General features: G+C 67.0%; 13 protein-coding genes. 12 read left to right on the top strand and 1 reads right to left on the bottom strand.

The window, feature by feature from the left end; translation table 11 throughout:
• The 11 genes from ADBZ5N_RS13035 to xerD form a co-directional block, all read left to right on the top strand.
• Nucleotides 1-367: tetratricopeptide repeat protein (locus ADBZ5N_RS13035; protein ID WP_526257948.1), on the top strand; the 367-nt coding region annotated here is incomplete at its 5' end.
• Entirely contained in the window at nt 364-1,398 is a 1,035-nt protein-coding gene (locus tag ADBZ5N_RS13030) for an HAD hydrolase-like protein (protein ID WP_526257946.1), read from the top strand. The genes ADBZ5N_RS13035 and ADBZ5N_RS13030, both read left to right, overlap by 4 nt.
• 13 nt (nt 1,399-1,411) lie before the next feature.
• Nucleotides 1,412-1,648: a hypothetical protein gene (locus ADBZ5N_RS13025; protein WP_526257944.1), complete on the top strand. Its 237-nt coding sequence runs from the start codon at nt 1,412-1,414 to the stop codon at nt 1,646-1,648.
• 8 nt (nt 1,649-1,656) lie between these two features.
• A complete protein-coding gene (locus tag ADBZ5N_RS13020) occupies nt 1,657-2,466 on the top strand; it encodes a TlyA family RNA methyltransferase (RefSeq protein ID WP_526257942.1) in 810 nt (269 codons plus the stop codon).
• A complete protein-coding gene (locus ADBZ5N_RS13015; protein WP_526257940.1) occupies nt 2,463-3,395 on the top strand; it encodes an NAD kinase in 933 nt (310 codons plus the stop codon). The genes ADBZ5N_RS13020 and ADBZ5N_RS13015 overlap by 4 nt, the downstream gene beginning before the upstream one ends.
• 14 nt (nt 3,396-3,409) lie before the next feature.
• Nucleotides 3,410-5,170, top strand: a complete 1,761-nt coding sequence (gene recN, locus ADBZ5N_RS13010) for a DNA repair protein RecN (protein WP_526257937.1) — start codon at nt 3,410-3,412, stop codon at nt 5,168-5,170.
• A 121-nt stretch (nt 5,171-5,291) separates the two neighbouring features.
• Nucleotides 5,292-6,473, top strand: coding sequence for a putative cytokinetic ring protein SteA (steA, locus tag ADBZ5N_RS13005; RefSeq protein ID WP_526257935.1), 1,182 nt, complete (start codon nt 5,292-5,294; stop codon nt 6,471-6,473).
• A gap of 1 nt (nt 6,474) precedes the next feature.
• A complete protein-coding gene (locus ADBZ5N_RS13000; RefSeq protein WP_526257933.1) occupies nt 6,475-7,410 on the top strand; it encodes a copper transporter in 936 nt (311 codons plus the stop codon).
• Between the two features lie 169 nt (nt 7,411-7,579).
• Complete coding sequence (pyrG, locus tag ADBZ5N_RS12995) at nt 7,580-9,343, top strand: CTP synthase (RefSeq protein WP_526257950.1); 1,764 nt, start codon at nt 7,580-7,582, stop codon at nt 9,341-9,343.
• The gene (locus ADBZ5N_RS12990) at nt 9,330-9,959 is read left to right on the top strand and encodes an NUDIX domain-containing protein (protein WP_526257931.1); all 630 of its coding nucleotides are present in this window, start codon (nt 9,330-9,332) and stop codon (nt 9,957-9,959) included. The genes pyrG and ADBZ5N_RS12990 overlap by 14 nt, the downstream gene beginning before the upstream one ends.
• Nucleotides 9,956-10,909 carry a site-specific tyrosine recombinase XerD gene (gene xerD / locus ADBZ5N_RS12985; protein WP_526257929.1) on the top strand — a complete coding sequence of 318 codons (954 nt, stop codon included), beginning with the start codon at nt 9,956-9,958 and terminating at the stop codon, nt 10,907-10,909. Before ADBZ5N_RS12990 ends, xerD begins: the two co-directional genes overlap by 4 nt.
• 15 nt (nt 10,910-10,924) lie before the next feature.
• Here the strand turns inward: xerD and ADBZ5N_RS12980 are convergent, their stop codons facing one another.
• On the bottom strand, nt 10,925-11,677 hold the full coding sequence (locus tag ADBZ5N_RS12980) for an O-methyltransferase (RefSeq protein ID WP_526257927.1): 753 nt from the start codon (nt 11,675-11,677) through the stop codon (nt 10,925-10,927).
• A 97-nt stretch (nt 11,678-11,774) separates the two neighbouring features.
• On the opposite strand from ADBZ5N_RS12980, the gene ADBZ5N_RS12975 reads away from it, so the two are divergent.
• The coding region (locus ADBZ5N_RS12975; protein WP_526257925.1) for a ParA family protein at nt 11,775-12,242 on the top strand (468 nt) is incomplete at its 3' end.

The raw sequence follows: 12,242 nt of genomic DNA, 5'->3' as shown, positions 1-12,242 counted from the left end.
ACAACTGCTTCCGCTCATCGCTGACTGTGAGCGCGGGGTGGGACGCCCGGAGCGAGCCATCGAACTCGCCCGCAGCGCAGAAGCCACCCAACTCACCGGTGACGACGCCGACGAGATGCGTATCGTCGCCGCCGGCGCCCGCGCCGATCTTGGCAACCTCGATCAGGCGATGGCGGTGCTGACCTCCCCGCCGCTGGATCCGACCCGCATGGGTTCCACCCCCGCGCGGCTGTTCTACGCCTACGCCGAGACACTCCTGGCGCTGGGGCGCACCGATGAGGCCTTGCAGTGGTTCTTGCACTCGGCGGCCGCTGATATTGACGGTGTCACCGACGCTGAGGACCGGATCGATGAGCTGAGCCTATGAAATCGCTTGCTGTGCAGTCTGATTGCCTGCTACTTGACCTGGATGGCACGTTGTTCCGCGGGCATGTGCCCACCGCCGGCGCGGTCGAGACCCTCGAGTCGTTTGACGGGCGTGCCCTCTACGTGACCAACAACGCCACCCGGTCGGCGGCCGATGTCGCCGCACACCTGCTCGAACTCGGTTTCACCGCCACCGCTCAGGATGTGGTGACCAGCGCCCAGAGCGCCGCACGGTTGCTCGCCCAGCAGCTTCCGATCGGCTCCAGAGTGCTGATCGTCGGCACTGAAGCGCTGGCGGGCGAAGTCGCCGCCGTCGGTCTGCACCCTGTTCGGCAGTTCGTCGAGAACCCGGTCGCCGTGGTGCAAGGCCTGTCGATGACTATCGGCTGGCCCGATCTCGCCGAGGCGGCCCTGGCGATCCGCTCCGGCGCGTTGTGGGTTACCTCCAACCTCGACCCGACTCTGCCGACCGAGCGCGGTCTGCTCCCCGGCAATGGATCTCTGGTCGCCGCGTTGAAGACGGCCACCGGCGCAGAGCCGTTGGTGGCCGGCAAGCCGGCTCCGGGAGTGATGTACGACGCCCTGGCCCGCGGCGATTTCGTCAGCCCGATGGTGGTGGGCGACCGTCTGGACACCGACATCGCCGGGGCGAATGCTGCCCGATTGCCAAGCCTGATGGTGCTCACCGGGGTTAGCACCGCTCGTGACGCGGTACACGCGCACCCCGATGAGCGTCCCACCCACATCGGTCTCGATTTGCGATGCCTGCTTGCAGATGCCGGAAGCCTGGCGGTCGCCGCGCACCCAGCGTGGAAGACCGAAGTCGGGGCCGATTCGGTCACCGTCACGGCGACCGGTCAGGATCCTGGCGAGGACGACCTCTCGGTGGTGCGTGCCACAGCCCGCGCGGTATGGGACGCCGACGCCCCGGTCGCCGTACGGGCCGGGGACGACATCGCGCGGGCGGCTTTGCGGCGTTGGTCGCTGCTTGCCGAGCCCGATGGTCGCAGCGCTCCGGGCGCGATCAGCTAGCGTGAACGCCGATATGAACACCGATCCTCAAGTTATCCGGGCGCAAGTCGACGCTGTCCTGGCAGACCTGCCCCGTATCGAGCCCAGCCGCAGCGAAGACGCCGCAGGCGGCGCGGCCGCCCACGACTCTGGTGCTATAGACGACTCTGGTGCTATCGACGACTCTGGTGCCATCGACGCAGTGGGCCGTCGTCTGGCGGAAGCGCACCAGATTCTGGTCGACGCACTGGAATCGGTCGAGAAGGGCTGAAACTGGCCATGACGCGGCGTGCCCGGGTCGACGCCGAGCTGGTCCGCCGAGGTCTGGCGAGATCTCGGCAGCAGGCTGCTGAACTCATCGTCGCCGGCCGGGTCACTGTCGACGGTATGCCAGCGGCCAAACCGGCGACCGCGGTCGCGTTGACCGCGCGGATCGCCGTGGAGGGCCCAGCCGAACGCACCTGGGTCTCCCGCGGGGCACACAAACTCATTGGTGCGCTCGAGGTGTTCGGCATTGATGTGCAGGGACGCCGGGCGCTGGATGCCGGAGCGTCGACCGGAGGGTTCACCGAGGTGCTGCTGGACCGGGGAGCAGCCGAAGTGGCTGCTGTGGACGTGGGATACGGCCAGCTGGCCTGGTCGTTGCGGTCCGACCCGCGGGTGACGGTGATCGAGCGCACCAACGTCCGGGATCTGACGCCTGAGCTGATCGGCGGGCCGGTCGACTTGGTGGTTGCCGACCTGTCATTCATCTCGCTGTCCACAGTGCTGCCCGCACTCACTGCGTGCGCCGGCCCGGACGCCGATATCGTTCCGATGGTGAAGCCGCAATTCGAGGTGGGCCGCAGCCAGGTCGGGCCGGGCGGTGTCGTCACCGACCCCGATCTGCGGACCGTCGCCATGCTGGCGGTCAGCCGACGCGCCGCTGAACTCGGCTGGCCCTCCGTTGCGGCCACTGCCAGCCCACTTCCCGGCCCGTCGGGAAACGTGGAGTACTTCCTGTGGCTGCGCGCCCAGACTCGCAACCCACTGGTCGGTGAGGCGCTGGAGGCTGAGGTGCGTCGTGCCGTCGCGGAGGGGCCCCGATGAACACCACCGACGCCACTCGCACCATCCTGCTGATCGTTAACCCAGGCCGCGCGGAAGCGAATGAAACCGCCCGACGAGTTGGTAGAGCACTGGGGGACAGCGGTATCCGCTTACGGTTGCTGTCCCGCGAGGCCGTCGACCGCGGCTCGTTGCACATGGATCACGACGATCTTCGCGGCACCGGTGCCGACATCGAACTGGCCGGTAGTGACGAACACGCCGCCGAAGGTTGCGAACTGGTCATGGTGCTCGGCGGCGACGGCACGTTCCTGCGGGCCGCCGAATTGGCCCGTAACGCCGAAATCCCTGTGCTCGGAGTCAATCTCGGTCGCATCGGCTTCCTCGCCGAGGCGGAGGCCGAGGCCATCGACTCCATCCTCGAGCACGTGATCGCCCGCGACTACCGCATCGAGAACCGGATGACCCTCGACGTGGTGGTCAGCCTCGACGGCACGGTGCTCTCCCGAGGATGGGCGCTCAACGAGGCCAGCTTGGAGAAGGGCAGCCACCAGGGGGTTCTCGGCGTGGTGGTGGCTATCGACGGTCGGCCGGTGTCGGCGTTCGGGTGCGACGGTGTGCTGGTCTCCAGCCCGACGGGTTCCACGGCATACGCTTTCTCGTCCGGCGGGCCGGTCGTGTGGCCGGATCTGGAAGCCATCATCGTGGTGCCCAACAACGCCCACGCGCTGTTCGCCAGGCCCATGGTCACCAACCCCAACGCGGTGATCACCGTGGATGTGGACCCGGATAACCCCGATGCGCTGGTGCTGTGCGACGGGCGCCGGGAGGCCGCGGTGCCGGCCGGCGGACGCATTCAGGTGACCAAATGCCAGACCCCGCTGAAGTGGGTCCGGTTGGACAGTGCCCCCTTCACCGATCGGCTGGTCCGCAAGTTCCGCCTGCCGGTGACCAGTTGGCGCGAGCAGTAGGTCGCGTTCGAAGCATGTTGGCGGAGATCAGGATCGAATCGCTGGGCGCGATTAGCTCGGCCACCGCGGAGTTCGACCGCGGACTGACCGTGCTCACCGGGGAGACCGGTACCGGAAAGACCATGGTGGTGACCGGACTGCATCTACTTGGCGGAGCCCGTGCCGATGCCAGCCGGGTCCGATCGGGTGCCGGCCGGGCGGTGGTTGAGGGCCGGTTCAGCACCGACTATCTCGACTCCGCCACCGCCGGGCAGATCACCGACATTCTGGATTCCTCCGGCGCCGACCGGGATGACGACGGCAGCGTCATCGCTCTGCGGTCGGTCAGCCGGGAAGGCCCATCCCGCGCCTACCTGGGCGGCCGCAGCGTCCCAGCAAAGACATTGACCACCTTCACCACCGGCCTGCTGACCCTGCACGGCCAGAACGATCAGTTGCGGCTGATGCGCACGGACGAGCAACGCGCTGCCCTGGATCGTTTCGCCGGCGCGGCGCCGGCGCTGGAGCGCTACCGGAAACTGCGCGACGAGTGGCTGGTCGCCTGGCGCGACCTCGTTGACCGCACCAATCGGGCCCGGGAAATGGCCCAGGAGGCAGACCGGCTGAAGTTCGCGCTGACCGAGATCGATCGAATCGATCCGGCGCCCGGAGAAGATGAGGTGCTCGTCGCCGAGATCCGTCGGCTTTCCGAACTCGACGCGGTGCGCGAGGCAGCGGTCGGCGCCAAGGCGGCGTTATCCGGAACCGATGACGCGGATACAGAAAACCGTTCTGCCATAGCACTTCTCGTTGGCGCCTGCGACATGCTGGAGTCCAGCGGCGATACCTTCCTGGGCGGTTTGGGTGGTCGGCTTTCCGAGGTGCTGAGCGTGCTGGGCGACGTCGCGAGTGAACTCGGAGGGTTCCTGGCGGACCTGCCAACCGACGCCAGTGCTCTGGAAACCCGACTTAACCGACAGGCCGAACTGCGCAGCCTGACCCGCAAGTACGCCGCAGACGTCGACGGTGTGCTGCGGTGGGCGGCCGAGGCCCGGGAGGCTCTAGCGCGACTGGACGTTTCAGAAGAAGCGCTGGCAGGTCTGTCCCGTCGGGTCGAGGAGTTCGCCGCTCAGGTGGCGGGCGCCGCTACCGAGCTGACCGCGATGCGAACCCGTGCTGCCGATGAGTTGGCGCGCGCCGTCACCGAGGAGTTGTCCGGCTTGGCGATGGCCGACGCCGACTTCAGCATCAGTGTCACCACCATGGCAGCCCGTGACGACGACGCGGCCCCGTTGCGGTTGCCGGCGGGGGAGCTCGTACACGCGGGATCCGACGGCATCGACGTGGTGGAGTTCGGCTTCACCGCGCACCGCGGCACCGACCTGCTGCCGCTGAGCAAAAGCGCCTCGGGCGGCGAACTCTCACGGGTGATGTTGGCCCTGGAGGTCGTGCTGGCTGCTTCGGCGGACGGGACCACCATGGTCTTCGACGAAATCGACGCCGGCGTCGGCGGTCGTGCAGCCGTGCAGATCGGACGTCGGCTGGCTCGCCTCGCGCGCAGCCGGCAGGTCATCGTGGTGACCCACCTGCCGCAGGTCGCCGCCTATGCCGACACCCATCTGGTGGTCGACAGCAGCGGGGCCTCCAGCGAGGTGCGTCGCCTCGACGACGAGCAGCGCGTCGCCGAACTGGCCCGGATGCTGGCCGGACTGGGGGAGTCCGATACCGGCCGTGCGCACGCGCGGGAACTTCTCGTCGCGGCCCGGTCGGAGCGGGGTACGCGGTCCGACGATTGACCCGAAAGTGACAGTGTTACTGAAGTGACAGTGTTACTGAAGTGACAGGAAGAAACTTCTGGGGCTGTTGTTACGGCGCGCCTACCCCGCTTTACTACTTGCCGCCGACAGAATCGCTCCCATGAAGATGCCAGCTCTTCTCTCGCGTTCCTCTGCACGACCGGGCATCATCGGGACCGCCCGGGTTGACCGTGACGTCGACCGGCTCTTGCGCCGGGTCGGCCCCGGCGACATCGCCGTCCTGGACGTTCTCGATCTCGACCGGGTGACCGCTGACGCACTGGTCGACGCCGGTGTGGTCGGGGTGGTCAACGCCTCGCCGTCGATTTCCGGCCGCTACCCCAATCTCGGCCCCGAGGTACTGCTGGCCAACAACATCGCGCTGGTCGACAACGCCGGGCCGGAAGCCTTCAAGAAGGTCAAGGACGGCGCCAAGGTCCGACTGCACGACGGCGGGGTGTACTCCGGCGACCGCAGGCTCGTCCACGGCGTCGAGCGCACCGACGAAGAAGTCGCTGATCTCATGCACGACGCCAAAGTCGGGCTGGTTCACCACCTGGAAGCCTTCGCCGGCAACACCATCGAGTTCATTCGCAGCGAGAGCCCGTTGCTGATCGACGGAATAGGAATCCCCGATATCGACGTCGATGTCTACCGCCGCCACGTCGTGGTGGTCGCCGACGGCCCGGGAGCGGCAGAGGATCTCAAGGCTCTCAAACCATTTGTCAAGGAATACCAGCCCGTGCTGGTGGGTGTAGGCGCCGGCGCGGACATCCTGCGGGCAGGTGGTTACCGGCCCCAGCTCATCGTCGGCAACCCCGAACAGATGAGCGCCGAAGTCCTGCGCTGCGGTGCTCAGGTGGTGCTGCCGGCAGATGCCGACGGCCACGCCGGGGGCTTGGAGCGCATCCAGGATCTGGGAATCGGCGCCATGACTTTCCCGGCCGCCGGCTCGGCCTCGGATCTGGCGCTGCTGCTCGTCGAGCACCATGGGGCCTCGCTGATCGTCACGGCTGGTCAGTCGGCCAACATCGAAGACTTCTTTGACCGGACCCGCGCGCAGAGCAACCCCTCGACCTTCCTGACCCGGCTGAAGGTCGGAGAGAAACTGGTCGACGCCAAGGCTGTGGCGACCTTGTATCGCAGCCACATCTCTGGTGGAGCGATAGCGCTGCTGGTGTTGGCCGTCCTGCTCGCCGTTATCGCCGCGCTGTGGGTGTCCCAAACCGACACTGCAATCGTCGACTGGGCGACGAACTATTGGCAGCGATTCTCGCTGTGGTTGCAGAGCTGGGTGACCTGACATGAGGTCGGCGCGGCGCCGCGTCTACTGGCTCGCGGCGGTGTTCCTGGCGTTCGCCCTCGGGCTGGTGCTCGGCGCCCGGCTGCTGTCCGGTCCGATGGTGTCGGGCCTACGCGGGAACAACGGTACGCTGCAGGCGCAGATCGGCGCGCTGCGCGCCGAGAATGACGCGCTAGGCCAAAAGCTCTCGGCAGCAGATCAATTCGACACCCAGATGTCTAACCGGATTGTCCGCGATGCATTGACGGGTCAATCAGTGGTGCTGTTCCGGACGCCCGACGCCCAGGATGGAGACGTCGACGCAGTAGCCCGACTGGTGGGCCAGGCGGGCGGAACGGTTACTGGCACGATCGGTCTCACCGCGGAGTTCGTCGAGGGCAACGCCGCGGAGAAACTGCGGTCGGTGGTCAACTCGCCCATCGTTCCGGCCGGGACCCGGCTGAACACCGCTCTGACGGACCCCAGTACACAGGCAGGAGACCTGCTCGGGATAGCCCTGCTGGTCAATCGTGATCCGAAGATTGTCCCGGTCGGCGATGTCGCGCGCGACACAGTTCTGGCTGCCCTCCGCGACACCGGGTTCCTGGCCTATGGCAACCGACTCGGTGCGGCGGACACCGCCATGGTGATCACCGGAGGAGGCTTGGCCGACGATGCCGGAAACCAGGGACTGAACGTGGCCCGGTTCGCCGCAGCACTGGCATCGCACGGCGCAGGTGTGGTGCTGGCCGGCCGGGACGGATCGGCAGCCGGCGTCGCAGCACTCGCGATAGCCCGCGGCGATGCCGAATTGGCCCGGGCGATGACCACGGTGGACGATATCGGCGCAGCATCCGGCCGGATCACCTCGGTTCTGGCTCTGCAGAGCATGATCGGCGGCGCCCCACCGGGCAAGTACGGCGTGGGGGCCGGCGCGGCATCGGTGACGGTGCAGTAGTTCGGTGCCGTGGTCGCCGGTGTGTCAGCGCCGCCGTCTCGCCGTCGGTGTTAGGGTGAATTTCCGTGGGTCGGCAGGCCCCAACCAGACGTTCAGCGCAGCTCGGCGCTGATTCGGCTGGCACAAACAAAGTCCTGCGCCGTCGTCACGGAGGCCGCTCTTGCCCGCACTGCGCAAGCACCCTCAGGCCGCGACTAAGCATCTCTTCGTGACCGGCGGCGTCGTATCCTCGCTCGGCAAAGGTCTGACCGCGAGCAGCCTTGGTCAATTACTGATTTCCCGCGGCCTGCAGGTCACCATGCAGAAACTCGACCCGTACCTCAACGTCGACCCCGGGACGATGAACCCGTTCCAACACGGCGAGGTGTTCGTCACCGAGGATGGTGCCGAGACCGATCTTGACGTCGGTCACTACGAACGCTTCCTGGACCGTAACCTGACCGGTTCGGCCAATGTCACGACCGGCCAAGTGTATTCGACGGTCATCGCCAAAGAACGTCGCGGCGAGTACCTCGGCGACACGGTGCAGGTAATTCCTCACATCACTGACGAGATCAAGAACCGCATCCTGGCAATGGCCCAGCCCGACGCAGCGGGTAAGCGGCCAGATGTGGTGATCACCGAAGTCGGCGGAACCGTAGGCGATATCGAGTCCCAGCCGTTCCTGGAGGCTGCCCGCCAAGTTCGCCACGAAGTCGGCCGGGAGAACTGCTTCTTCCTGCATGTCTCGCTGGTGCCCTATCTAGCGCCGTCGGGTGAGCTGAAAACCAAACCGACTCAGCATTCGGTGGCTGCCCTGCGCAGCATTGGCATCACCCCGGATGCGCTGATTCTGAGGTGCGACCGGGATGTCCCCGAACCGTTGAAGGAGAAGATCGCGCTCATGTGCGACGTGGACATCGACGGTGTGATTTCGACGCCGGACGCGCCCTCCATCTACGACATCCCGAAGGTGCTGCACCGCGAGGAACTCGACGCCTACGTGGTGCGCAGGCTCAACCTGCCGTTCCGAGACGTCGATTGGACCACCTGGGACGACCTACTGCGGCGGGTTCACGACCCGCAGGAGACGGTGCGAATCGCACTGGTAGGCAAGTACATCGACCTTTCCGACGCATACCTATCAGTGACCGAAGCGCTGCGCGCGGGTGGTTTCGCGCACCGGGCCAAGGTGGAGATGCGCTGGGTGGCATCCGACGACTGCGAGACCGACACGCGCGCAGCGTCGGTGCTGGACGACGTGCACGCGGTGCTCATCCCCGGCGGGTTCGGCATTCGCGGCATCGAGGGCAAGATCGGTGCCATCCGCTATGCGCGTCATCGGGGTTTGCCCTTGCTGGGGCTGTGTCTTGGGCTGCAGTGCATCGTCATCGAAGCAGCCCGTTCGGTTGGTTTGGCCGAAGCCAACTCGGCTGAGTTCGACCCCGCGACGCCAGATCCGGTGATCTCCACCATGGCCGACCAACGTGACGCCGTCGCTGGGCAGGCCGACCTCGGCGGAACCATGCGACTGGGGGCCTATGCTGCGGTACTACAGCCGGGATCGGTTGTGGCCCAGGCATATCAGTCCACCAACGTGTCTGAGCGCCACCGGCACCGTTATGAGGTGAATAACTCCTACCGTGACAAGATCGCGGAGAGCGGGCTGCGTTTTTCCGGAACCTCGCCGGACGGACACCTCGTCGAGTTCGTGGAGTACCCCCCTGAGGTGCACCCCTTCCTGGTCGGCACCCAAGCCCACCCGGAACTCAAGAGTCGGCCAACGCGGCCGCATCCGCTTTTCGCCGCCTTCATCGGCGCGGCGATCGACTACAAGGCGGCCGAGCGTCTGCCGGTCGAGATTCCCGAGCACCATGCCAACGGCAATGAGCATCCCGGTGGGTCAAGCAGTTCCAGCGTCGCGCAGCCGCTGCCGGACCATGCCCGTGGCTGACCACGCATTTGAGACGGTCGCAAGCGAAACCGTCTTTCGCGGAGGCATTATCGCGCTGCGTACCGACGAAGTGTGCATGCCCGGTGGGGTGACCGCAATCCGTGAGGTTGTCGAACACTACGGTGCGGTGGCGGTGGCTGCGGTAGACGACCAGGAGCAACTGGCTCTGGTGTACCAGTACCGGCATTCCCTGGGCAGGCGTCTGTGGGAGCTGCCGGCGGGTCTGCTCGACGAACCCGGGGAGGACCCGGCATCGGCGGCAGCGAGGGAGCTTCAGGAAGAAACCGGTCTGGTGGCGCGGGACTGGCGGGTGTTGATCGACGTCGCCTCCTCGCCGGGATTCTGCGACGAGTCGGTGCGGGTCTACCTGGCGCGGGGCCTGGAGGACGTCGGCCGGCCGGAAGCCGACCATGAGGAGGCAGATCTCACCGTTCATTGGGTGGACTTGCGGCAGGCGGTGGACCGAGTGCTCGCCGGGGAGATCGTCAATGCCACCGCTGCGGCCGGGGTGCTGGCCGCGCACGCCGTCATCGTCGACGGTAAGCCGACCCGGGCGCTGACAGCACCATGGCCGGATCGGCCGACGGCGTTTGCTGCACGGCGGGGGCAGCTGTGACGACATTCGCCGTTGCGCTGGATGCCCAGATCCAGGGCTATCTCGACCATCTGACCATCGAGCGCGGGGTGGCCGTCAACACGATCAGTTCCTACCGACGGGATCTGCGCCGCTACGTCGACCATCTGGTAGGACGCGGGACCGTCGATCTGCGCGACGTGATAGAGACCGATGTCAGCGACTTTCTGGTGGCGCTGCGCAAGGGTGATCCAGACACCGGTGCCGCCGCGCTGTCGGCGGTGTCGGCGGCCCGGGCCCTGATCGCGGTGCGCGGACTGCACCGCTTCGCTGCGGCCGAGGGCGTCATCGACCTCGATGTGGCCCGTGCAGTCAAGCCACCCACCCCGGCCCGCCGGCTGCCCAAGAGCCTGGCGCTCGACGAGGTGTTGGCACTGCTGGAGGGTGCCGGCGGCGGCGGCCCGGGTGATGGCCCGCTGACCCTGCGCAACCGGGCCCTGCTCGAACTGCTTTACTCCACCGGCGCGCGTATCTCCGAGGCGGTCGGCCTGGACGTCGACGACATCGACACCGAGGCGAGGTCGGTTCTGCTGCGCGGCAAGGGCGGCAAGCAGCGGCTGGTGCCCGTCGGCCGGCCTGCTATCGCCGCCCTGGACGCTTACCTGGTGCGGGGGCGGCCCGATCTAGCCCAGCGCGGGCGCGGGACCGGACCGGGGGGAGCGATCTTTCTCAACGCCCGCGGTGGCCGGCTGTCCCGGCAAAGCGCCTGGCAGGTCTTGCAGGACGCCGCGGAACGGGCCGGTATCAGTGCGGCGGTCTCCCCGCACACGCTGCGGCACTCCTTTGCCACCCACTTGCTCGACGGCGGCGCCGATGTGCGGGTGGTGCAGGAACTGCTGGGTCACGCGTCGGTGACCACGACGCAGATCTACACGCTGGTTACCGTGAACGCCCTGCGGGAGGTGTGGGCCGGCGCCCACCCGAGAGCCTGACGGGCGACCTCAGCATCAGCCCCGGTACGTCGATTCCAGCACCAGGTCCGGAATCTTGGTGTACTCGGCGTGTGTCCGGTGCTCGATGGTGTCGAACTGCGGGCTGCGCCGCATGAAGGATCGGTACTTGGGGGCGCCCGGGACCAGGACGTTGTCGGCCACCACCACACTGCCTTGATGCAGCCAGCCGCGTCGGAGGATGCTGAGCAGGTCGGGCAGATAGGCGTTTTTGTTGTGGTCGAGGAACAGCAAATCCAGCGCGCCGGGGACGAACCCGTGACCGGCCAGCGCGTTCAAGGTCATCCCGCCGTCGCCGATGGTCCCCACCACGCAGGTCACCCGGTCGGACACTCCGGCATGGGCCCAGATACGCCGGGCGTTCTCGGCGTTAGCGGCGGTCATCTCCACCGAGAACACCCTGGCCCGAGGTGCCGCCCGGGCGATCCGCAACGCGCCGTAGCCGCAGTAGGTACCCAATTCGAGGGCAAGCCCGGAGGCGACATCGCCCATCGACCGCCGGACCGCCCCGTCGAGCAGCAGGCCCTTTTCGTCGCCGACGTTGATCAGGATCGATTCCTGGCGGGCGAACCGGTCGATCGTGTCGATCACGTCGTCAAGGTTCCCTGCCCGGGCGTGGCTGACCACGTAGCGCACCGCGGCGGCTTCGCGGCCGTCGCCCACCTGACCGGTGCGCAGGACACTCGGCAGCCCGACGGCTAACCTCCAGAACGACCAGCGTAGGAAGGGCAAGCGGTCGTTAACGGCCATGCGCCCACAGTAGGCCAGCGGCCATGGATAGACTTTCGCCGATGTTCGCCACGCCGCCGGTTCGCCCGCTGGACCGGCCCGGTTTAGGAGTTAGGGCGTGACCGACCAGCACGACGACATCGCGGCCAGCCTCACCGGCCGTCCGCCTCGGCAGATCCCCACACCGCAGCCGCTGACCAGCCACGGACCGGCTGTGGTGATCTCCATGTGCAATCAGAAAGGCGGCGTCGGCAAGACCACCTCCACGATCAACCTCGGGGCGGCGTTGGCCGAGTACGGCCGCCGGGTGCTGTTGGTCGACCTTGACCCCCAGGGGGCGCTGTCAGCAGGTCTGGGTGTGCCACACCACGAGCTGGCGAATACGGTGCACAACCTGATGGTGGAACCACGGGTCCCGGTTGACGACGTACTCATCCACACCCGAGTCGGCGGTCTGGACCTGATCCCCAGCAATATCGACCTCTCCGCGGCCGAAATCCAACTGGTCAACGAAGTGGGCCGTGAACAGACGCTGGGCCGGGCCCTGGGCCCGGTGCTCGATCGCTACGACTACGTCCTGATCGAC

Origin of the sequence: Mycobacterium sp. (assembly GCF_044370595.1) — a bacterium.
Lineage (GTDB): Bacteria > Actinomycetota > Actinomycetes > Mycobacteriales > Mycobacteriaceae > Mycobacterium.
The sequence above is the reverse complement of the archived record's forward strand: the minus strand, read 5'-3'. Positions and strand labels throughout refer to the sequence as shown.

Coding starts and splice junctions, on each gene's coding strand:
- ADBZ5N_RS13015 (WP_526257940.1), top strand. CDS start 2,463: ATGAACACCACCGACGCCACTCGCACCATCCTGCTGATCGTTAACCCA.
- ADBZ5N_RS13025 (WP_526257944.1), top strand. CDS start 1,412: ATGAACACCGATCCTCAAGTTATCCGGGCGCAAGTCGACGCTGTCCTG.
- ADBZ5N_RS13020 (WP_526257942.1), top strand. CDS start 1,657: ATGACGCGGCGTGCCCGGGTCGACGCCGAGCTGGTCCGCCGAGGTCTG.
- ADBZ5N_RS12980 (WP_526257927.1), bottom strand. CDS start 11,677: ATGGCCGTTAACGACCGCTTGCCCTTCCTACGCTGGTCGTTCTGGAGG.
- steA (WP_526257935.1), top strand. CDS start 5,292: ATGAAGATGCCAGCTCTTCTCTCGCGTTCCTCTGCACGACCGGGCATC.
- ADBZ5N_RS13030 (WP_526257946.1), top strand. CDS start 364: ATGAAATCGCTTGCTGTGCAGTCTGATTGCCTGCTACTTGACCTGGAT.
- ADBZ5N_RS13000 (WP_526257933.1), top strand. CDS start 6,475: ATGAGGTCGGCGCGGCGCCGCGTCTACTGGCTCGCGGCGGTGTTCCTG.
- recN (WP_526257937.1), top strand. CDS start 3,410: ATGTTGGCGGAGATCAGGATCGAATCGCTGGGCGCGATTAGCTCGGCC.
- ADBZ5N_RS12990 (WP_526257931.1), top strand. CDS start 9,330: ATGCCCGTGGCTGACCACGCATTTGAGACGGTCGCAAGCGAAACCGTC.